Below are 20160 nucleotides of genomic sequence, written 5' to 3' on the forward strand. Positions count from 1 at the left end.
GCTCCAGGAGCCCGGCAACCGTCGTCGTCAGTCCTTGGGCTCGCCGTTCACCGGCGAGCCCTCGTCCTGCGTCGCCTGTGTCGCTTCGGCGAGTGCGGAGATGATCCGGCCCACCTGCTCCGCGTAGTGGTCGAGGAACTCCGGTGAGGTGGGGTCCTGCTGGGTGAGTTCACGGGCGATCCACGGGAGGGCCACCGGAGCGATCGAGGCGGCGAAGAAAACGAGAGCCACGGCCCCGACGTCGAGGTCACCGCGGAATTCACCGCGCGCCTGCCGTTCGCGGAGTTCCTCGACATGTTTGAACAGCTCGGCGGCCCGCTCGTCCTCCGCGGGTGGGCGCGTGCCGGGCTCTTCGCGCGTCAGCGTGTGCGCCCACGCCGGGTCCTCCCCGGCCCAGTGGACGTAGCGCCGCACGGCCTCCGCGAAGGTGTGGGTCTGGCTGACCCGGATGGACTCCTCGAGCCACTGCTCACTCAGCGCCTCGTACAGCCCGCGTTTTCCCCCGAAGTAGTAGGTGATCAGCTGATGGCTGACGCCGGCCGACTCCGCGATCCGCACGACCCGGGCCCCGTCGAAGCCATGGGCGCCGAACTCCGCGCCGGCGGCGTCCAGGATGGCCCGCCGGGTGCCCACCGGGTCCCGCTGACGGTCGGGATTCTTGGGGTGCCTCCGGCGCTGCCGCCTGCCGGACGATTCCTCCGGCTTTCCTGACGTCGTCTCCTCCGCTGCCACGGGACGACCTTACCCGCGATCTTGTTGGATAGGCCAACTACTCTGCCCACAGCTCGATCCACCTGCTCGGCACCATCGCACTCTGCCGAAACCGTTGACACAGGTATGTATGGAGATACATTAATACCCGTTCCAGCTCGTCGGCGGTGACGCCGTCCCTTGCGGAGGTTCCCCATGTCGCTGCGCGTGGCTCTGCTGGCTCTGCTGGCCGCCCGGCCGATGACCGGCTTCGACGCCATGCGGCAGTTCGACGCCTCCGTCGACTATCTCTGGCACGCGCCGCACACCCAGATCTACCCCGAGCTGCGCAAGCTGGAGTCCGCCGGTCTCATCGAGGGCGAGGAGGTGCCTCGCGGCGAGCACGCGAGGAAGCGCCGGTACAGCATCACCGAGACCGGCCGGGAGCAGTTGCGGGCCTGGGTGGAGAAGGTCGAGGAACCGCGGCGCGAGCGGGACCCCCAGCGGCTCAAGGCGGCGTACTTCGAATGGGCGAGCCCCGAGGCGGCGCGTGCCCAACTGGAGGCGCACGCGCGGTTCTACGAAGACGCCCTGGCGTCGTACGAGAAGCAGCGCGAGGACATCCTCGCGCGCCGCGTCCCCCTGCTCCTGGCGCGGTTGGAGCGGACGCCGCCGGGCGAGCAGGAAGCGGTCGTGGAGTTCAAGGCCTTCGCGTACAGCGGTCTCATCGCCCGCGCCCGCGCCGAGGTGGAGTGGGCGCGGGAGGGACTGCGCCTGCTGGACCGGCTTCATTCAGGCCGGTCCCAGGAAGAAGCCGCCGAGCAGCCGGGCGCTTGACCGCACGGTCAAGGGACGCACCAGGCGAGCGCCGGCGGTAACCAGAGATGGAGATCTCGATGGACGCGGATCAGGCGAAGATCAGGCAGCTGGTGGAGAACTGGGTGCTGTGGCGGGACGCCGGTGACTGGGAGCGGTTCGCCACGGTGTGGCATCCGGACGGGTGGATGAGCGCCACCTGGTTCCAGGGCCCCGCCGCGGATTTCATCGCCGCCAGCAGGCAGGGCTTCGAGAACGGCGTCAGCATCCTGCACTTCCTGGGCGGCCACACCTCGGACGTGGCGGGGGAGCGGGCGATCGCGCAGACGAAGATGACGATCAGTCAGCGGGCAGAGGTGGATGGCGTGTTGGTGGACGTGGTGTGCACCGGCCGGTTCTACGACTTCCTGTCCCGGGACGGCGGCGAGTGGACGATCGTCCGCAGGCAGCCCATCTACGAGAAGGACCGCCTCGACGTCGTCGACCCCGCCGCCTCCCTCAAGCTCGATCCCGAACTGCTCGCCCGGTTCCCGGCCGGGTACCGCCACCTGGGATACGTACAGACGAAGGCCGGATTCACGGTGAAGCCCGGCCTGCCGGGCCTGGTCGGCGAGGCGGTCGACCGGCTCTACGCGGAGGGTGCCGCCTGGCTGGCCGGCAGTGAGCGGCCCGGAGCGCCCCAGTGACCTGCCCGTCGCCGACACCGGCTCCGCTGGAAGGGGGGCTCCCCGCATGTACCCCCTGAACGCCTGGTACGCGGCGGCTTGGGACACCGAGGTCGGCCGCACGCTCCTCCCGCGCACGATCTGCGAACGCCCGGTCGTCCTGTACCGCACGTCAGAGGGAACCCCCGTCGCCCTGGCCGATGCCTGCTGGCACCGGCTCGTCCCGCTGTCCATGGGCCGGCTCGACGGCGACAACCTGGTGTGCGGCTACCACGGCGTGACGTACGGCCCCAACGGGCGCTGCACGCGGATGCCGGCCCAGGAGACGCTCAACCCCTCGGCGGCCGTGACCTCCTACCCGGTCGTCGAGCGGCACCGCTACGTCTGGATCTGGCCCGGTGACCCCGACAGGGCCGACCCGGCTCTCGTCCCCGACCTCCACTGGAACGACGACCCGGCGTGGGCCGGTGACGGCGAGCGGATCGAGCTCGACTGCGACTACCGTCTCGTGCTGGACAACCTCATGGACCTGACGCACGAACAGTTCCTGCACGCCGACAGCCTCGCCAACGACGAACTGTCCGACGCCGAGCCGGACGTGGCACACGACGCGGACTCGGTCACCCTCACCCGCTGGATGCACGGCATCGAGGCGCCCCCGTTCCTGGCCATGCAACTGAGGCGGAAGTCACCGGAGTACCGCGGCCCGGTCGACCGCTGGCAGATCATCCGATTCACCGCACCCTCGACGGTCACCATCGACGTCGGCGTCGCGCCCGTCGGCACGGGAGCGCCGGAGGGAGACCGAAGCGCGGGCGTCAACGGTCACGTGCTCAACACCATCACGCCGGCCGGCCCCGGCCGTTGCCACTACTTCTGGGCGTTCACGCGCAACTACCACCTCGGTGACCAGGGGCTCACGAACCTCCTGCGGCAGAACGTCTCCTGCGTCTTCGGCCAGGACACCGACATGCTCAACGCCCAGCAGCGGGCCATCGAGGCCAACCCCGACCACGAGTTCTACAACCTCAACATCGACATCGGCGGCATGTGGGCGCGGCGCATCATCGACGCCAAGGTCGCCGCCGAGCAGGGCCGCGAACGCACCCACCCCACCACCCTCGCGTCCGTCGCCGCCACGACACGGCGGTCGGCATGAGCGGCGGCACGAAGCGCGTGGCGACTGTCGAAGCCCGCGACGAGGCGGCACCGGACATCGCCCTGATCACGCTGCGCCTGCCGACCCCGGCTCTCGTGCCACCGCCCGGCAGCCACCTGGACGTCACTGTCCGCCTTCCAGGCGGCGATGAGACCCGGTCGTACTCCCTCGTCGATCTCGGCCACGACGACGGCCTCCTGCGCATCGCCGTACGCCGAAGGCGGGACGGCCGGGGCGGATCGGTGTGGATGCACTCATTGACACGGGGCGACGAACTCGAAGTCGTGGGCCCCGTAGACGAGTTCCCGCTCAACCCGGGGTCTGCCCCCAGCGTGCTGCTCGCCGCCGGAATCGGCATCACTCCCGTCCTGGGACTCGCACGCGCCCTGCGCTCCCGAAGCAGCGACTACCGGATCGTCTACGCGGGCCGGTCCCGCGAACACATGGCGTTCGCGCAGGAGTTGGAAGCCGCTCACCCCGGTCTGGTGACCCTGGCCGAATCCGCACGCGGAGGTCGCGTGAGCCCCGCCGAGGTGGTCGCCCGGGTTCCCCGGGGTGGCGTGCTCTACGTCTGCGGTCCCATGGGACTGCTCAGGGACGTCCGCCGGGCCTGGCAGCAGGAGGGGCGATCGCCGGCGGACCTGCGGTTCGAGACCTTCGGCACGAGCGGCGACCATGCCGCCCGTCCGTACCAGGTCACCGTGGAGCGCCTCGGCGTGACGGTCCAAGTCCCGGTCGGCACCAGCATGTTGGACGCCTTGCAGGCGGCGGGTGTCGAGATCATGTACGACTGTCTGCGCGGGGAGTGCGGGCTGTGCCGCGTCCGGATCCTGGAGAGCGACGGGCCCGTTGACCACCGTGACGTGTTCCTGTCCTCACGGCAGCGGGCCGAGGGCCGTCAGATGTGCGCCTGTGTGTCCCGGATCGCCGGGCGCGGGGTCACCATCGACTGCTGAGTCCCCGAGGGAAGGGGGGCTATATTCGAAAGGTGATCGACAAGGACGAGCACGCCCCTGACCCCGCAGGGCGGCGCAAGCCGCATCGGCGCCCGGCCGATCCGCGCCGTCGACACGATCCGGAACGCACGCGCCAGAAAATCATGGACGCGGCGAACGAGGAGTTCGGCGAGCACGGTTTCAAGGGGGCACGGGTCGAGCGAATCGCCGCCGCGGCCGGAGTGAACCATTCGCTGATCACCTACCATTTCGGCGGCAAGAAGGGCCTCTACGACGCCCTCACCGAGCGCTGGATCACCAAGGGCGCGACCATGATGAGCGGCGCGGAGACGTTCGCCGAGATCGTCCGGGACTACGTGCGCTGGGAACACGACGACAAGGTGCCGATCGTCCGCACGCTGATGCGCGCCGAACTCGACGGCAGACCCGCTCCTCCCGAGGCATGGGCGAGCCGCCTGCTCGACGTCGTCGACGAGACCCGGAAGAGGCAGGCCAGGGGCGAGATCCGCGCCGATCTCGATGTCGGCGCGTTGACGCTGGCGTTCTTCGCCGCGGCGATCGCGCCGGAAGCGCTGCCGCAGCTGGCCGCCGCCGTCACCGGCGCGGACCCGGCTTCCCCCGAGTTCATCGACCGTTACGCCGAACAACTGGCGCGCGTGATGTACGCGATCGCCGAAGCCCCCGAGGAGGGACCGAGGAGTCGGGCGGTCCCCTCTCCGGACGTCGACGAGGTACAGGACGGGGATCAGCCCGGCAGTTGACGGTGCCCCGGCTGTATTCGGCTGCCTTGCCCGTGAGGCCGATCACCGCGATGCACAGGGCCGCGGAGGCGTGGCAGCCGGCCACCACTTCAGTCCACGTCACGACCCGCTGGGGACCGGCGTGGGCTTCAGCTCAACGGGGCGTACCGCAACGCCTTTCGTTGAACGGAACGCGCCGTATCGCCGCGAGTGGAAGCCACGCATCATGGCCGGTCAAGGGGCTGCGCCGCATGCCCGGCGGCGGGGGCCAGGTCGTCGTTCGCTGTGGAGGCGGCGCCCGGCCTCTCCCGTCGATCGAGCCGGGAACTGGACGCGGGGCCACTGGTCTTGAGGGCCGCGGATGGCTGAGCGGGCAACGCTCACGGACATCTCCGGCCCGCGGAAAAGGAGTTGTGTCATGGCGGGACGTCTGGCGGGGAAAATTGCCGTGGTGACCGGCGGTAGTGCCGGGATCGGTCAGGAGATCGCCCGGAAGCTGTCGTCCGAAGGCGCCGATATCGCGGTTGCCGATGTAGACGCGGCGGACGATACGCAGGGGTTTGTCGAGGGGAACGGCCGCCGGTTCTTCAGCACGAAGGTCGACGTCTCCGACGAGGCACAGGTGAACGCCTTCGCCGCGGAGGTCCGGGATGCGCTGGGCCGGGTCGACATCGTCGTGAACAACGCGGGCATCGTGCCCTTCGCAGATATCGACGACGTGACGTTCGAGCAGTGGAACAAGGTCTTCGCGGTCAACGTGAACGGAGCCTTCCTGACGGTCAAGGCCTTTCTCGAGGACCTCAAGCAGTCCGACGCCGGCCGGGTGATCAACATAACGTCCGGGAGTTACTGGACGAGCCCGCCGCCGTTCGTCGCGTACGTCTCTTCCAAGGGCGCCCTCAACGGGTTCACCAGCGTGCTGGCGGCGAACCTGGCGAAACATGATGTCACGGTCAACGCGGTCGCCCCCGGTCTGGTCCCGACGGCCAAGGCACTCCAGAGCGCCGGCGAGCAGTTCTTCGACATGACCGTACAGATGCAGAATCTGAAGCGGCGGCAGACGACGGCGGACGTCTCCAACACGGTGGCATTCCTCGCCGGCGACGAAGCCGCGTTCATCACCGGCCAGATCCTCGCCGTCGACGGAGGACTCACACGCCGTTGACGCCTCGACGGCGCAGGTGGTCCAGCCCGTACCGGCGGATGCCTCTCGGGCGTTGACGGACTCCGGCCGCGTCGGGTTGCGTGGCGGCGCGGTCGTTGCCGAACCGTTCCTTCAGTTGCGGTACGAAGGCTGCGTGGGTGCGGCTGCGGGCGCAGTAGTGCAGCGTGTAGTCGCCACCCTCGGCGTCCAGTTGGTGCACCATCGCCAGCAGCGAGGTGATTCCGATGCCGTCGGCGAACAGCAGGTGCCGGCGGGCCGTGACGAGGGGGAAGCGGTTGCGCGGTGGCGAGATCCTTAGCCGTCCGGAGCCGGTCTGGACATCGATGTGCGCTCCGGCGGTGTAGGCCGGGAGCTCGGGTCTCTCGCCGGGTGCGAGGTCGATCACCGCTGTATCGGGGGTCATGAGGGAGTGGGAGACGACCACCGCTTCCGTCCACGTCACGGCCGCGTCCTTTCTCAGGCTCCGGCCGCGGGCGCCGTCGCTGCGGTCTGTGCCGTACCAGTGGAGAGGGTGTAGATGCCGGCGTCGACGCGGCGTGGAGGGCCGTCGAGGGTGCTCACGCCCAGCGGGTCGCGGCCCGCCTCGACGTCGTCGATCATGGATTTGAGCATGCGGCGGAGCATCACCACGCCGCGGTCGGTGGTTGCCAGGGTCTCCTCGGAGTGCATCGGGATCGCTCCCTGCGAGGCCTGTGCCTCACCGTCACCGGGGAACTGCTGCCGCTCCTCCTCGGTCAGCTCCCACAGGTCCTTGCCGTTCTGCTTGATGCCGAAGGCGAAGCGGCTCACGCGCTCGGGGTCGCTGGAACGGATGGAGAAGAACACCCGGTGGTGGGTGTCGTCCATCGGGACGACCCACATCATCTGGTCGGGCCCCTGGTCTGTGGCCAGGCTCACGTAGTCCGGCAGCGCGAAGACGTTCGGCAGGTGGAGTTCCGTACGGAAGCTCCGCTCTCGAGCGTCGCCGTTGGCCGCCTTGTCCCGGATGAGATGGTCGTACTTGGCTCCGAACTCGGTCCTGGTGTACGTGATGTTGTCCTGGACGGCTTCCGGATCGAAGAAGGCCTCGGGCAGGCCGGTGGTGCCCGAACCCATGATCTGGTAGCCGCTGTGGTTGGAGTGCAGCCAGCACACATGCGCCGGGTCCCACGCATTGTCGTACATGTTCAGCCAACTGAAGTCCGACACCAGGCCGGTCGGTGGCAGCCCGGGAATCGGCCACGCGGCGTAGTACTGGTCGCCCTCTCCCAGGGGTTCCAGGGCGTCGTAGCGAGGGAGGGCGGGCTTGCGCTCGGGCGGCCCCATGTAGACGAACACCAGGCCGTACCGCTCCTCGACCGGATACCAGGGCTGCCGTGCGACCTCGCGACGTCGGCCACGGTCCGGTTCCAGGGCCTGCTCCAGGCAGTGACCCTGCACGTCGAACTTCCACCCGTGGTAGCAGCAACGGATGCCGTCCTCCTCGACACGGCCGAAGAAGAGGCTGCTGCCGCGGTGCGAGCACCGCTCGAAGACGACGCCCGGGCGGCCCTGGCCGTCGCGGAAAACGACCAGGTTTTCGCCCAGGATCCGCGTGCGGTGCGGCGTGTCGGAGGTGAGCTGCGCCGATACGGCGATCGGCTGCCAGTACCGCCGCAGTACCTCGCCCATCGGCGTGCCCGGGCCGACCTCGGCCAGCCGCGCGTCGTACGACGGTGTCTCGCGGCCGTAACCGGTACCGGTGTCCACAGTGCTGGTTTCTGTCATGTTGGTCTCCTCGACGTTGAGGGGGTGAAATCCCGGCTGAATGTCGTCACCGTCGCTTTTCGAGGGCCACGACGAGCAGTCTTCCGGCGAGTGGGAGGTGCCTCAGGCAATCCGTCCGTCGGGGCGGCGCCGGTCGGCGGCGTGATGCCCCGGCTCCGGTTGGTGCACTGCCGTCATGGCGTTACCTCTCCTTGGCAGGGACTGCGGATTCCCGGCCGGTTGCACTCGCGTGCTACTGATCACGTTCACTTGGGGTTTCGGGCCTCGCGCGGCTCCACGCTGTCGCGTTCGCGGCACCTCTGGCCACAGGGGATGAAGCCGACGACACGGCGCTGTCGGGCGGGCCGACATCGGCCGTCGCACCTCTGCTGGGAAGGCAACGTAGCACCGAGAAGCCGCTCTGATTAATACTTCTGACAAAAGTTTGTCAGGAAATCTCTGCGGGCCAACGGCTCGACGGTGGCCGCCTGGATCCGGGACGTCCAAGGTTTTTCATTCAACGGCAGCTGCCGTTTCGTCTCGAGCCGAGTCCCTGCAGCATGGCTCGGCAGGACTCTCCCACGGGCCTTGGGCTTGCGCGCCCCGGCTCCGGAATGTCCGCGAGCCGCTGAATCGACAGGAAGGAAGGTCGGTCATGTCCAGTCATGGTGCGACTGCCCCGGTCGGGCCCGAAGCCTCGTACTGTCCGTACCCGCTGTACGCCCAACTGCGGGCGCGAGGACTGACCTTCGTCGAGGAGGTCAACGCCTTCATGGTTACTCGGGCGGAGGACATCGGCACGGTGCTGCGTGATGTCGAGACGTTCTCGTCGTGCGACTCGCTCGGCCTCCCGCCGCCCGAGCCGGGGAACGGGCCGGCGGCGACAGGGTTCTATCTGGTCACGAGTGATCCGCCGGAACACAGCTGGCGCCGCAGGTTGGCGCACAGGGCGTTCACGTCCGGCCGGATCGCTCGTTTTGAGCCGCAGATGCGGGCGATGTCCGCGGAGCTGATCGAGGGCCTGCGCGGGCGGGCCGAGGTTGACTTCGTGGCCGACTTCGCCGTCAAGCTACCCATCGCTGTCATCAGCACTGTGTTGGGGATCCCGGAAGCGGACACCGCTGCCATGCGACGGCTCTCGGAGAAGGTGCTCTCCTTCCTCAACGATTCCCCTGACCCGGTCGGCTTCGTGCGGGCCTGCGAGGAGTTCGGTGCGCTCCTGGCGCCAGCATTGGAGGCGGCAGCCGGTGTCGAGCAGGAGACCACCATTCTGCATACGATCGCAGCGTCCGGGCTCGACGCGGAGGACGCCACCCGGTTCGTCATCGAGTTGCTGTTCGCCGGTAACGTGACCACCGCCGATGTCATCAGCAGCAGCACCAGGCTGCTGGCCGAGGACCCGCGGCTGGCCGACCAGTTGCGGCAGGACACCTCGCGGCTGGCGACGTTCCTCGAGGAGTCGCTGCGCCTGGAATCACCCGTTCAAGGGCTGTACCGGACCGCGACCCGTGACACCGAGCTCGGCGGCACGCCGATTCCGGCCGGCGCTCGCCTCCTGGTGAGTTTCGGCGCCGGCAACCGTGACCCGAAGCTGGCCGAACGGCCCGACGAGATCGACCTCGATCGCGTTTCGCCCTACTCCCACCTCGCGTTCGGCCGGGGAGAGCATACGTGCCTGGGCCACGCACTCGCCCGTCTCGAGGCGCGCACCGCTCTGGAGGTGCTGCTGGGCACGGTGCGACGCTTCGAGTTGGCGGTCCCACCGGACCAGCTCGACTACCAGCCCGACCTCCACGCCAGGCATCTACGGTCCCTGCCGCTTCGTCTGTACTGGTCCTGAGAGACCGCGCGGACAGACGAGTTGAGCCGCGGGCCACCGTCCGTGCACATCTGCTCGGGCTGCTGTCGAACATCGAGGGCAAGAACTTTGCCGGCGGCTGGCCGAACAGGCCGGCCAGGCGGGGCGGCACCGGCCGCACGCCCGTACGTGCCTCGACTGGACCGATCAGCGTCTTCGCCTGACGCGCCCACAGCGCCCGTACCACGTGGTCGAGGAGTCGTGGCTCGTCCATGTGGGCGACACGTGTGTCGTGAGGCCGACGGATCGCGGACGCCACGCTCTTCGTCTGCGCCAGGCCCTCTCTGCCCCGCCTGGTACCGGCACGTGACCCCGGTCGAACTCAGTCGACAGTTTCCAGTACTGCCAAGATCTCTGCAAAGTCGCGACGCGGGTTACTGCCGTCCCAGCCCATCGATGCTCGCCGTACTGCTGTGAAGACCTTGCGCGTTGCAGGAACGTCCTCGACGAGTTCTATCATTCCCGGCCCGTCGTCTCCGCCGTCGAGAATGTAGACCTGACCCCCTCCAGGGGTCGGCGAGTGATGAAGCACGACGAATCCGTGAGCTCGACAGGTCGCAACGGCCTCCTGAAGGTTCGGCACTGCCTTTGCGACGTGGTGGAAGCCATAGCCGCGCCTTTCGCGCGCTTCTTTGTAGATGGACGGCCCGTCGTCAAGCGTCTGGATGAGCTCAATATTCAGATGTCCTGAGTAGGCCATGGCTATCCTGAATTCTGCATTCGCAGGCTTGCCTCGGTAGGTCACTCCGGTATCACCGATCCTGTCGATGACGAACCACGGGCCCACTCCGAAATTCGCTGTCCACCATTTCATTCCGGCTTCGACGTCAGGCAAAAAGTAGGCCATCTGGAAGGCGGCACCGACGGGCTGACCAAACGACTCGTCCACCACTGGAATTCCAATCGGTAGTTGGTGGGGTGCCGGAATGGCGCGAATATCAGGAAGGGGGGCGCCTAAAGTTGGCCGAGCCGCCATCGACCGCGAGTTGTGCGCCGGTGATGTAGCTTGCCTCGGAGGAGGCGAGGAAGAGCACGGCATCCGCCAGTTCGCTCGGCTCGCCTTCACGCAGCATCGGGGTGCCCAGCCTGATGCGCTCGCGAAAAGCCCGGCTGTTCTCGGGGTCAAGCCCGTCGGTGTGCAGGGCGATGTCTGTGTTCATTCCGCCGGGGACAACCATGTTGACCCGGATGTCTTCGGTGATCAGTTCGGCGGCGATGATACGGGTCAGATGCTCGAGCGCGGCTTTGCTGCTTCCGTAAGCGGCCAGCCCGGCTGTGGCGTTTTTTGCCGCCGCCGAACCGCAGAACACGATCGCGCTGCCAGGCACAAGCAAGGGCTTTATCGCTTGAACGAGGAAAAAGGTGCCCTTGACGTTCGTGTCGAAGACGCGGTCCCAGGTTTCCTCGTCCATGGCGTCGAGGCGCTTTATGCCCGCCCGACCCGCATTGAGATACGCCACGTCGATGTGATCGACATGCGCCGAAAGTTCGGCCACGACGTGTTTGATCCCTGCGAGGGTGGCGAGGTCTCCCGGAATGGCGATCACGTCGCCTTTGATTTGAGCGGAGGCAGCCGACAGTTGCTGTTGATCACGCGCCACGATGATGACTCGGGCGCCTTCGCGGGCGAAGGCTTGTGCTGTCGCCAACCCGAGTCCGCGGCTTCCTCCGGTGACCAGACACACCTTTGACAGAAACCGCTGATTTCTGTTGCCGTCGCTGGATGACATATTTTCTACTTTCGCGTTTGTTTCTTGAGTTTGAGGTCGAATTCCGGCTTGCCCGGCTTCATCCTGTCGCAAGCGTGATTTTCTCGATGACACCGAACGGCGACCCGCCCATGATCGCCTTCCCTTCCGGCGGAATGGGGTCGAAGCTCACGCGTACATCGATACAGATGGGGCGTCCGGCCGTGAGCGCGCTCTGGATGGCCGGGCCCAGCTCGGCTGTAACCGACGACGCCGTCTCCGGTGACCAGAATCGTCGGCGCGTGGCACTAGCTGTCACGCGCCCCCGCATCAAGGCGAATTACGCCTCTGAACAGCGCCGATAGCAGACTACGACTGGTGTCGTGACTGGCTCCGCAATCCGCCATGACCGGTCACTGACCGGTCACTTCAGCCGACGGATGGCGTGTTCCTCGACGTAAGCGGACAGACCGGTGGTGCTCCACTCCCTGCCGATCCCGCTCTGCTTGATACCGCCGAACGGCATGCGCAGATCCAGCGACTCGAACGAGTGGGTGTTGATGAACGTACTGCCGGCCTCGATACGACGGGCCATCGCGAGCCCCCGGTCCGGGTCCGTGGTCCACACCGACGAACAGAGCCCGTATTCACTGTCGTTGGCCCAGGAGACCACCTGCTCCTCGTCGTCGTAGGCGATCAGCGGGACCACCGGGCCGAACTGCTCCTCACACGACACCGGAGCGGAGTGCTCGACGTCGCGAACTACGTGAGGCAGCAGGTAGTAGCCGTTGTCCCAGGAGGACGGGTCGAGTTTCCGGCCCAGTTCCACCAGGGTCGCCGAGGAGCTGCGGGTACGGTCCAGCAGGCTGAGTACCTTCTTGAACTGCGCTTCGTTGTTGAGCGGACCGAAGGATGCCTGCGGGTCCAGGCCGTGGCCGACGGCGTACTCGTTGACCCGGTCGCACAGCGCGTCGGCGAACCGCCGGTATCTGCCGCGCGGCACGTAGATGCGCTTGACGGCGAAACAGATCTGGCCGCTTCGGGTGTAGACGCCTTTGAGCATCCGGTCGAGGACGGCGTCGGTGTCGGCGTCGTCCAGGACGATCGCCGGGTCGTTGCCGCCCAGTTCCAGGGTGACGTTCTTGATCGTTGAGGCGGTGGCCTCGACGACCTTCCGGCCGGTGGTGGTGCCGCCGGTGAACACCACCTTCCGCACCAGCGGGTGGCCGCACAGCGCGGCCCCGACATCGCCCTCGCCGTGGACCACGTTGAGCACACCGGGCGGCAGAGTGTCCGCGATCCTGTGCAGGACCAATGTCAGGGCGGCCGGGGTGAACGGCGACGGCTTGAGCACGAGCGTGTTGCCGGTGGCCAGTGCGGGCGCGAGCTTCATCATCGTCAGGACCACGGGCATGTTCCACGGCACGATCGCCGCCACGACACCTCGGGGGACCTTCTCCACGCTGATGAAGCTCTGCTCGTCGTCGAACTGGACGGGACGGAGGAACTCCTCCGCCAGGCTCACGGTGTACTGGAGGCTCCCGGCGCCCAGGGCGAAGTCGGTCTGCGCCTCCCCGAGCACACCGCCGTGCTCGCGCACGAGCAACGGGGCGAGTTCACAGGCGCTGCCCGCGACGAGTTCCGCGGCGGCCAGCAGTTTCTGGACACGCTCGGCGACGGGCGTGTCACGCCAGCCGGGGAAGGCCGCGTGCGCGGCGCGGACCGCGCGGTCCACGTCCTGGGCCGTGCCGACGGCCACCTGGGCGACGACCTCGTCGAGTCGCCCCGGGTCGTACGCGTTCCGGAGATGGGTGGCAGATATCTGTCCGCCGATCAGATGCCCGATCTGCGGCACGGTGGTCTGGCTCGTCATGGGGAGCCCCTTTCGGTGTGGAACGGCGCTGTTCGTCACACTGCCGGCCTGGCCACACGCGTATCGATGTGGACGGCCGACGACCGCCGTAGAAGCGTGAGTCTCCCGATGCTGAAGACGGGCCTGAGGCTGTGTCAAAGCGTGTTTTTGATGAACGGAATGTACTGTTTCCGACCTGATGCCGCAGGTCGGATACTCACGGGAGACTGCCCGCCACTGCGGCCGGCAGCCGATCTCGACGAGGAGACGCCAGCTGCTGCACAAGCGACTCGTCCGCCTCACCACGTAGGACACGCTCTTGTTCATCGGCGAATCGGGACTAAGCACTCACGACGAAGCTCGTGCCGGTCAGTTCCTCGGACAGCGCCCACAGGCGTTCAGCCGCCGCCGGATCGCTCGCGGCCACGGTAGGGCTGACCAGGGTTGGGCCGCCGCGCATCTCCAAGATGCCGTCCGGCCCGACGTAACTCGCACCGGGAAGATCCTGGGTCGCGGCGAAGAGCGTCGGCAGGGCACCGGCCTCGGCATCCTGCGCGACCACTCGGATGAACATGCGCAGCACCGGTTTCGGGGTGCGCAGCAGATCTGTCGCCGCGAGGCCGGGATGCGCGGCGAGCGCACGCACAGGTGATCCGATCTCGCTGAGCCGCCGCTGCAGCTCAAGCGTGAAGAGCAGGTTTGCCAGCTTGGACTGGCCGTATGCCTGCCGGGCGTTGTAGGCGCCGCTGAGGTCCGGGTTGTCGAAGTTGATTCCGCTCACCCACCGGTGCGCAGCGGCGGAGACCGTCACGACGCGGTCGGTGATGTGCGGCAGCAGCAGATTGGTGAGCGCGAAGTGGCCGAGGTGGTTGGTACCGAAATGCGTCTCGAAGCCGTCCTTGGTGCGCCCCTCCGGAGCCATCATCACGCCCGCGTTGTTGATCAGCAGGTCCAGATCACCGTCCCAGGAGGCGGCGAACTGACGCACCGATGAAAGGTCGGCGAGGTCGAGGTGGCGGACCTCGTGGCTACCAGGGACCGTGGCCGCGGCCTGTCTGCCCTTGTCGAGGTCGCGCACGGCGAGCACCACGTGCGCGCCGGCCTTGCCCAGCGCCTGGGCTGTAGGGATGCCCAGGCCGCTGTTCGCGCCGGTGACGACCGCGGTGCGGCCGGTCAGGTCGGGCATCTGGCTGATGTTCCAGGTGTTTTTCATCGGGTCAATGCCGCGGTACAGCGACTAAACCTTGTCACGGAGCCACTTTTGACCGGGCTCGCCGACCGGCGCCAGCGAGCCTTTCGATCATCGAAATCCAGACCTCAAATCCAGACCTCAAGGAGCGTCAGGCGTTGGCGGGAAGGCGCCGTGAGATGGCATCCGCGGCTCTGCGCACCTCGGGTGCCAGCCGGTCCACCTGCTCGGCTTCCGGTGCCAGAACGCCGAGCGCCGCGACGAACCGGCCCTCGGCGTCGAAGACAGGCGCGGCGACCGATGTCGTTCCGACCGTCAGCTCACCCCGCGAGTAACCGACCTGCGCATCCCGCACCCCGGCCAGCTCGGCTGCCAGCCGGCCGGGACCGGCGATGGTCCGTGCTGTGTACCGGCGCAGCGACGTGCACTGCAGGACGGCGCAGACGTCCGGGTCGTCCGAGTAGGCCAGGATCACCTTTCCCACGCCGGTCGCATGCAGCGGGAGGCTGCCGGCCACCTCCGCCACATTCGAGACCGCCCGGGGCCCGGCGACCTTGTCGACGCACACGGCCTCGTGATGGCCGGCGACGGCCAAGTGGACGACCGTACGGGTATGGCCCGCCAGCGACTGCATGACCGGGCGCGCCGCGCGGCGGAGGCCACGCTGTCGCGGTGCGGCGGAGCCCAGTTCCCACAGCCCGATCCCGATCTGGAGGCTGCCGTCGTCGTTCCGCTCCAGGGCGCCCTCGGCTATCAGCTCCCGTGACAGTCGGTAGGCGGTCGCCACCGGGATCCCCGACCGGCGTGAGATTTCGGTGAGCGTCATCGGGGCGGCGCTGCGCCGGCAGGCGTGCAGAATCGCGAAGACACGGCTGGTGCTGCTGCGGCCCGGCTCATTCGAGGTCGGCATGATTCCGCCGTCGCCGTCTCAGAGGGCCGCTCGAAGGTCGAGGCGCCGATGATCGACCTGGCGGGCGGGGGTGAGCGGATCGTAAGGGGCAAGGCGCGGGTGAGTCATGGTCACGTCCTTACGTACGGGCTCTCGTACGGGCCGGGACTGGTGTCGGTACTCCGGCGCCGAGGCGCTTGAGTTTGATGACGGGGAGTCGGTGATTGACGGCCACGGCGGTGGCTGTGCCCCCCTCGCGGTGCCATCTCAGCAGCGCACTGCGGTCGTCCACCGATCCGGCGAGGACTTCGGGGGTTCCGGTGAGCGGGAGTTCGCCGCTGATCTTGATGTCGAGTCCGGACTGCTCGGTCCAGAAGTAGGGGTCAGGTCGGTACGGGTGCGCCGACTCGCCGTGCAGCAGGCTTGCCGCGGCCGTACGCCCCTGCTCAACCGCGTTGGTCCAGTGGGGAGTTCGGCGCCCCTGGCGGGATACGACGTCTCCGGCGGCGACGATGCCGGGAGCGACGCGGCAGCACGCGTCGGTGACGAGGCCGCCGCCCGCGTCCAGGGCCAGGCCGGAGTCCTCCAACCAGTCGGTGTTGGGCACATCACCGGCCGCGCAGACGATCACGTCGGCCGTCAGGACCGACTCCCCGCAGCGCACGCGGTGTTCGTCGAGCACTTCGACGCCGTCCGGTGCGACCCGGACCCGTATGCCGTGGTCACGGGCGGCCGCGACGGCGAGCTCGGCCAGCCACGGCCCGAGCAGCCTGAGCAGCGGCGGTACGAGGTCGACGATGGTGACCTCCAGGCCGAGCGTCCGGCAGGTCGTGGCGATCTCCATGCCGAGGAAGCCGCCGCCCAGCACGATCGCGCTGTGGGCCGCGGCCAGCCGGGCGGCGAGTCTCGAGGCGTCGTCCAGGGTGCGCACCACCAGGTCGCTGTCGCCGGTGAGGCGGCGTGCCCGGGCACCGGTGGCGATCACCAGCCCGTCGTACGGGATGTCGGTGCCGTCGGCCGTTGTCACCGTACGGCCGCTCGTGTCGAGCCGCACGGCCCGTGCTCCGGTACGGAACTCGATGTCCTCGCTCGGGAGCGGCAGCAGAGCCGACTCCACGGACTCCCGCCCTGCCAGCACGCCTTTCGAGAGTGGAACGCGCGAGTAGGGCGGATGAGGCTCCTCGGAGAGCACGGTCACCTGGCCGCCGTAGCCCTCAGCACGCAGGCTCTGCGCCGCCGTGACCGCGGCGATGGACCCACCGACCACGACGATCCGTTTCACGGCTGCACCTTCAACGCCGCGACGGGACACACCCGAACGGCGGCCGCGACGACACTTTCGTACTCCGCGTCCACCTCATCACGCGTCAGGTGCAACTCGCCCTCGTCGTCGAGCCGGAACACCTCGGGCGCGGTCTGTTCGCACAGCCCGTGGCCCTCGCAGCGCTCGAAGTCGACCACGATCCGGGTCATCTCACTGTCCTTCCATGAATGTCAGGCATGCGAGGGCTCTCCGTGCAGGCTTCGAGGGAAGAACCGCTCGATCAGACCGGAGATGAGGGCAACGTCCCTGACTCGGGGAAGCCTTCATGACGTTGCCTTTCGTCGGGCGGCATCGTGGATTTCTGGCCTCGGCGGCCGCCCGACCTCTGCTGAAACCGCAACGTAGCACCCAGATGTCGCTTTGATTAATACCTTCGACAAAAGTTTGTCAGGGCTGTTCAGTGAGGCGAGTCGCGGTGTTACGTTGTTCGCGTCGCGGAGGCGGGGCGGTCGATGACGCCCCGTCTGATGGTGCCGAGTCCTCGGTGTGCCGTCCTCTGAGAGAGCGTGACGACCGAGGAACGTCGCCATGAGCGGGAACACAGTCGCCGATAGAGGCCGGCCCGGGCGGCGCATCGATGTCCCTGCCACCTCTGGCCGCCCAACCACAACGCCGCCGTCACCACCGGTGCCACGTGGCGTGCGGCCTGACCACTCTTCAGCTGACAGAACCGGTCGTGAGGCCGGTAACACGCATGGAAAAGGGAACGACATGAGGGAACCGCTGAGCTACGAGATCGCCAGCCGAGCTGCCGAGGCGGCCCTTGACGCGGCGCGTGCCGAAGGAGAGCAAATCAGCGTCACCGTGGTCAACCGCAGCGGTATCACGAAGGTCGTGCTCGCTGACGACGGCGCCGGGCCGATCGCGGTCTCGACGTCGCGCCTGAAGGCTTACACGGCCGCGGTCATGGGCATCACGACCGCCGAATTCGCCGAGGTGGCCGCGAGCCCGGTCATGGCAGCGAATCCGGTACATCTGGTCGATCCTCAGCTGCACCCGGTGCCGGGGGGATTCCCGATCATCACGAACGACGGCGAAGTCATCGGCGGCCTGGGAGTGGGCGGGGCCCATGGGGGTGTGGACGCCCGCATCGCGGGAGCGGCGCTGAAGAGCATCGCTGACCTGCTGAATTGAGGGATGACCGCAGGCGGACAAGAGGGTGATCAAGGACCTCCTCGTGGCCCTAGTGCCCCGAGGAGGTCCTCTGGCCGGGGCATGGCACGTGATGTGCTCTGGACATGGTGACGGAAGGGATGAATCGCATTGACCGCCAAGGTGCACCGTCGGCTGCCGCGCCCAGCTGAGCTTCGCGAGCTGTTGCGCCCCGCTCCGATCCAACTCAACGGCACGGAGCGGCGGTTGGCGCGAGCGGCTTCCATCGCCGACCTTCGCGCTCTGGCACGGCGACGGGCGCCCAGGGCGGTCTTCGATTTCGCCGACGGAGGGGCCGGGGCGGGGGAGCTCGCGCTGCGTCGAGCTCGCGAGACCTTCCAGCGCCTCGAGTTCCATCCGTCGGCGCTCCGCGACGTCTCCCATGTGAGTGCTGAAACGGTGATCCTCGGCAAACCGTCCGCCCAGCCTTTCGCGTTCGCTCCCACCGGCCTCACGCGCATGATGCACACCGCAGGGGAACGAGCCGTCGTCGCCGTCGCCGAACAGGCCGGGATTCCCTACGCCCTCTCCACGATGGGCAGTACCACGATCGAGGACACCGCGACGGCCGGCCCTCAGGCGCGGAAGTGGTTCCAGCTGTTTCTGTGGCGTGATCGCAGCTCGGCCAAGGAACTGGTCGACCGTGCGGCCGCGGCCGGGTACGACACGTTGATCCTCACCGTGGACACCCCCGTCGCCGGGACTCGGCTGCGCGACGTGCACAACGGCCTCACCGTGCCGCAGCAGCTCACGTTGCGCACCTTCGTCAACGGAGCCCTTCACCCCCGCTACTGGTTCGACCTGCTGACCACCGAGCCACTCACCTTCGCCAACCTGGCGGCCTCCGAGGGCACGATCGCCGACCAGATCGACCGCGTCTTCGATCCCGCGATCACGGTGGCCGACCTCGAATGGCTCCGCGGCCACTGGCAGGGCAGTCTCGTGGTCAAGGGCATCCAGTCGGTGTCTGATGCCCAGCGAGTGGTTGACGCCGGCGCGGACGGCATCGTGCTCTCCAGCCACGGCGGGCGGCAGTTGGACCGCGCCCCCGTACCCGTCGAGTTGGTCCCGGCAGTACGCGAGAAGCTGGACGGGCGGGCGGAAATCCTGGTCGACACCGGTATGACGACCGGTGCCGACATCGTGGCCGCCCTGGCGCTGGGCGCCAACGCCGCGTTGGTGGGTCGCGCCTTCCTCTACGGCCTGATGGCCGGCGGTCAGCGTGGGGTCGCTCGTGCCGTGGAGATCCTGTCGCGTGAGGTCGTCCAGACCATGGCACTGCTCGGGGTCAACAGCGTCACCGAACTACGCCCGGAACACGTCTCGATCCGCTTGTCCTGACCACTGGGGCGAGCGCGCCAGGCGCGTGAGGGCTGCCGGTCGAGCCGGACCTTTGTGCCTCTCCCGCAGTGCCGCCCGCGTAGCGACTGCGCCCGCCTTCGGATTCTGAGTGCGACCCACTCTGACTGACAACTGTTCATCAAGCTCGGTAGAGAGTAGTGAAAGTATGGCCAACGAGATCAGTACCCCCGTCACCGCCGATGTCCCGTGTGCTGGTGAGGACGTCACCGTGGCCGGGCTGAACGCGTATCTGTCCCGCCCGCGGGAGGCCTCCACCGGCGGAATGTTGCTGTTGCCGTCGATCACCGGGATCTCGCCGCAGTTGCGCGAGCTCGCCGACGGTCTGGCCGCCGCTGGAGTCAACGCGCTGTCCTGGGACATCTGGCGCGGTCGGCCCGGCAGCGACGACCCGTCACAGATGGAGACCCAGTTCCAGTGGGCGTCGGAGCTGGATGACGAGTCCAGCCTGACCGAGATGGGCCGGCTGCTCGACCACATGTTTGGCGAGCTGGGTTGCCGACGGGTCGGTGTGATCGGCTGGTGCATAGGCGGCCGGTTCGCGCTGCTGCTCGGTGGACGGGACAGCCGGATGGCGAACGTGGTCGCCTACCACCCCACCGTGCGAGACACCCCGGCACCGAACCACACCCTGGATGCCACGAAGTTCACCGCCCGGATCGCCGCGCCTGCCATGATCCTTTATCCAGGCGCGGACGAGGTAGTGTCGGTGGAGAGCTTTCATCGGCTGCAGACCGCTCTGAACTCGCGGACCACCGGGCCGAGCATCGCGCATGTCTACCCCGGAGCCGGGCACGGCTTCACCGCCCGCGCACAGCACCACAACCCGGTCAACAAGGCGGCCACCGACCTGTCCTGGCCCCAGGTCACCGCGTTCATCCGGGCCACCACCCTCGTCTGACAGGACATCCACGATCGCCGATGGCCGAGCCC

General features: G+C 67.9%; 20 protein-coding genes. 10 read left to right on the top strand and 10 right to left on the bottom strand.

Annotated elements, in window-relative coordinates:
* Nucleotides 1-27: 27 nt before the first annotated feature.
* Nucleotides 28-732: a TetR/AcrR family transcriptional regulator gene (locus tag IEZ21_RS10290; protein ID WP_246567530.1), complete on the bottom strand. Its 705-nt coding sequence runs from the start codon at nucleotides 730-732 to the stop codon at nucleotides 28-30.
* Nucleotides 733-906: 174 nt separating this feature from the next.
* Here IEZ21_RS10290 and IEZ21_RS10295 point away from each other — a divergent pair, with 174 nt between their 5' ends.
* The 6 genes from IEZ21_RS10295 to IEZ21_RS10320 all read left to right on the top strand — a co-directional run bounded on the left by IEZ21_RS10295 (nucleotide 907) and on the right by IEZ21_RS10320 (nucleotide 6191).
* The gene (locus IEZ21_RS10295; RefSeq protein ID WP_189321567.1) at nucleotides 907-1527 is read left to right on the top strand and encodes a PadR family transcriptional regulator; all 621 of its coding nucleotides are present in this window, start codon (nucleotides 907-909) and stop codon (nucleotides 1525-1527) included.
* 59 nt (nucleotides 1528-1586) lie between these two features.
* Nucleotides 1587-2192, top strand: coding sequence for a nuclear transport factor 2 family protein (locus IEZ21_RS10300; protein ID WP_213089280.1), 606 nt, complete (start codon nucleotides 1587-1589; stop codon nucleotides 2190-2192).
* 46 nt (nucleotides 2193-2238) lie between these two features.
* Nucleotides 2239-3330, top strand: coding sequence for an aromatic ring-hydroxylating dioxygenase subunit alpha (locus IEZ21_RS10305; protein ID WP_189321569.1), 1092 nt, complete (start codon nucleotides 2239-2241; stop codon nucleotides 3328-3330).
* A complete protein-coding gene (locus tag IEZ21_RS10310; RefSeq protein ID WP_189321570.1) occupies nucleotides 3327-4286 on the top strand; it encodes a PDR/VanB family oxidoreductase in 960 nt (319 codons plus the stop codon). Before IEZ21_RS10305 ends, IEZ21_RS10310 begins: the two co-directional genes overlap by 4 nt.
* Before the next feature lie 32 nt (nucleotides 4287-4318).
* Complete coding sequence (locus IEZ21_RS10315; protein ID WP_246567532.1) at nucleotides 4319-5047, top strand: TetR/AcrR family transcriptional regulator; 729 nt, start codon at nucleotides 4319-4321, stop codon at nucleotides 5045-5047.
* A gap of 397 nt (nucleotides 5048-5444) precedes the next feature.
* The gene (locus tag IEZ21_RS10320; RefSeq protein WP_246567534.1) at nucleotides 5445-6191 is read left to right on the top strand and encodes an SDR family NAD(P)-dependent oxidoreductase; all 747 of its coding nucleotides are present in this window, start codon (nucleotides 5445-5447) and stop codon (nucleotides 6189-6191) included.
* Here IEZ21_RS10320 and IEZ21_RS10325 read toward each other — a convergent pair.
* Nucleotides 6178-6633 (bottom strand): ferredoxin reductase domain-containing protein, encoded by a 456-nt coding sequence (locus tag IEZ21_RS10325; RefSeq protein ID WP_246567536.1) that lies wholly within the window; start codon nucleotides 6631-6633, stop codon nucleotides 6178-6180. The genes IEZ21_RS10320 and IEZ21_RS10325 overlap by 14 nt on opposite strands.
* A gap of 14 nt (nucleotides 6634-6647) precedes the next feature.
* Nucleotides 6648-7937: a Rieske 2Fe-2S domain-containing protein gene (locus IEZ21_RS10330; protein ID WP_189321571.1), complete on the bottom strand. Its 1290-nt coding sequence runs from the start codon at nucleotides 7935-7937 to the stop codon at nucleotides 6648-6650.
* 634 nt (nucleotides 7938-8571) lie between these two features.
* On the opposite strand from IEZ21_RS10330, the gene IEZ21_RS10335 reads away from it, so the two are divergent.
* Nucleotides 8572-9756: a cytochrome P450 gene (locus tag IEZ21_RS10335; RefSeq protein WP_189321572.1), complete on the top strand. Its 1185-nt coding sequence runs from the start codon at nucleotides 8572-8574 to the stop codon at nucleotides 9754-9756.
* A gap of 340 nt (nucleotides 9757-10096) precedes the next feature.
* On the opposite strand, the gene IEZ21_RS10340 is transcribed toward IEZ21_RS10335, so the two are convergent.
* The 7 genes from IEZ21_RS10340 to IEZ21_RS10370 all read right to left on the bottom strand — a co-directional run bounded on the left by IEZ21_RS10340 (nucleotide 10097) and on the right by IEZ21_RS10370 (nucleotide 16865).
* Entirely contained in the window at nucleotides 10097-10663 is a 567-nt protein-coding gene (locus IEZ21_RS10340; protein ID WP_189321573.1) for a VOC family protein, read from the bottom strand.
* Nucleotides 10664-10712: 49 nt separating this feature from the next.
* Nucleotides 10713-11504 (bottom strand): SDR family NAD(P)-dependent oxidoreductase, encoded by a 792-nt coding sequence (locus tag IEZ21_RS10345; RefSeq protein WP_189321574.1) that lies wholly within the window; start codon nucleotides 11502-11504, stop codon nucleotides 10713-10715.
* Between the two features lie 382 nt (nucleotides 11505-11886).
* On the bottom strand, nucleotides 11887-13335 hold the full coding sequence (locus tag IEZ21_RS10350) for an aldehyde dehydrogenase family protein (RefSeq protein WP_189321575.1): 1449 nt from the start codon (nucleotides 13333-13335) through the stop codon (nucleotides 11887-11889).
* Nucleotides 13336-13654: 319 nt separating this feature from the next.
* Nucleotides 13655-14527 carry an oxidoreductase gene (locus IEZ21_RS10355; RefSeq protein ID WP_189321576.1) on the bottom strand — a complete coding sequence of 291 codons (873 nt, stop codon included), beginning with the start codon at nucleotides 14525-14527 and terminating at the stop codon, nucleotides 13655-13657.
* 127 nt (nucleotides 14528-14654) lie between these two features.
* Nucleotides 14655-15413, bottom strand: a complete 759-nt coding sequence (locus IEZ21_RS10360; protein WP_189321577.1) for an IclR family transcriptional regulator — start codon at nucleotides 15411-15413, stop codon at nucleotides 14655-14657.
* 118 nt (nucleotides 15414-15531) lie between these two features.
* Nucleotides 15532-16674, bottom strand: a complete 1143-nt coding sequence (locus tag IEZ21_RS10365; protein ID WP_189321578.1) for an NAD(P)/FAD-dependent oxidoreductase — start codon at nucleotides 16672-16674, stop codon at nucleotides 15532-15534.
* Entirely contained in the window at nucleotides 16671-16865 is a 195-nt protein-coding gene (locus IEZ21_RS10370) for a ferredoxin (protein WP_033328224.1), read from the bottom strand. Before IEZ21_RS10370 ends, IEZ21_RS10365 begins: the two co-directional genes overlap by 4 nt.
* A 562-nt stretch (nucleotides 16866-17427) precedes the next feature.
* Between IEZ21_RS10370 and IEZ21_RS10375 the strand changes: the two genes are divergently transcribed.
* The 3 genes from IEZ21_RS10375 to IEZ21_RS10385 all read left to right on the top strand — a co-directional run bounded on the left by IEZ21_RS10375 (nucleotide 17428) and on the right by IEZ21_RS10385 (nucleotide 20128).
* Nucleotides 17428-17850, top strand: a complete 423-nt coding sequence (locus IEZ21_RS10375; protein WP_189321579.1) for a GlcG/HbpS family heme-binding protein — start codon at nucleotides 17428-17430, stop codon at nucleotides 17848-17850.
* Between the two features lie 129 nt (nucleotides 17851-17979).
* Nucleotides 17980-19209, top strand: coding sequence for an alpha-hydroxy acid oxidase (locus IEZ21_RS10380; protein ID WP_189321580.1), 1230 nt, complete (start codon nucleotides 17980-17982; stop codon nucleotides 19207-19209).
* Between the two features lie 166 nt (nucleotides 19210-19375).
* Nucleotides 19376-20128: a dienelactone hydrolase family protein gene (locus tag IEZ21_RS10385; RefSeq protein ID WP_189321581.1), complete on the top strand. Its 753-nt coding sequence runs from the start codon at nucleotides 19376-19378 to the stop codon at nucleotides 20126-20128.
* Nucleotides 20129-20160: the final 32 nt, after the last annotated feature.

Source organism: Streptomyces flaveus, assembly GCF_014647675.1.
GTDB classification, from domain to species: Bacteria; Actinomycetota; Actinomycetes; order Streptomycetales; family Streptomycetaceae; genus Streptomyces; species Streptomyces flaveus.

Bases quoted from the DNA above. Each gene is read 5' to 3' on its own strand.
- IEZ21_RS10335 (WP_189321572.1), top strand. From the start codon at position 8,572: ATGTCCAGTCATGGTGCGACTGCCCCGGTCGGGCCCGAAGCCTCGTAC.
- IEZ21_RS10305 (WP_189321569.1), top strand. From the start codon at position 2,239: ATGTACCCCCTGAACGCCTGGTACGCGGCGGCTTGGGACACCGAGGTC.
- IEZ21_RS10320 (WP_246567534.1), top strand. From the start codon at position 5,445: ATGGCGGGACGTCTGGCGGGGAAAATTGCCGTGGTGACCGGCGGTAGT.
- IEZ21_RS10295 (WP_189321567.1), top strand. From the start codon at position 907: ATGTCGCTGCGCGTGGCTCTGCTGGCTCTGCTGGCCGCCCGGCCGATG.
- IEZ21_RS10350 (WP_189321575.1), bottom strand. From the start codon at position 13,335: ATGACGAGCCAGACCACCGTGCCGCAGATCGGGCATCTGATCGGCGGA.
- IEZ21_RS10300 (WP_213089280.1), top strand. From the start codon at position 1,587: ATGGACGCGGATCAGGCGAAGATCAGGCAGCTGGTGGAGAACTGGGTG.
- IEZ21_RS10355 (WP_189321576.1), bottom strand. From the start codon at position 14,527: ATGAAAAACACCTGGAACATCAGCCAGATGCCCGACCTGACCGGCCGC.
- IEZ21_RS10345 (WP_189321574.1), bottom strand. From the start codon at position 11,504: ATGTCATCCAGCGACGGCAACAGAAATCAGCGGTTTCTGTCAAAGGTG.
- IEZ21_RS10360 (WP_189321577.1), bottom strand. From the start codon at position 15,413: ATGCCGACCTCGAATGAGCCGGGCCGCAGCAGCACCAGCCGTGTCTTC.
- IEZ21_RS10330 (WP_189321571.1), bottom strand. From the start codon at position 7,937: ATGACAGAAACCAGCACTGTGGACACCGGTACCGGTTACGGCCGCGAG.
- IEZ21_RS10385 (WP_189321581.1), top strand. From the start codon at position 19,376: ATGGCCAACGAGATCAGTACCCCCGTCACCGCCGATGTCCCGTGTGCT.
- IEZ21_RS10310 (WP_189321570.1), top strand. From the start codon at position 3,327: ATGAGCGGCGGCACGAAGCGCGTGGCGACTGTCGAAGCCCGCGACGAG.
- IEZ21_RS10375 (WP_189321579.1), top strand. From the start codon at position 17,428: ATGAGGGAACCGCTGAGCTACGAGATCGCCAGCCGAGCTGCCGAGGCG.
- IEZ21_RS10370 (WP_033328224.1), bottom strand. From the start codon at position 16,865: ATGACCCGGATCGTGGTCGACTTCGAGCGCTGCGAGGGCCACGGGCTG.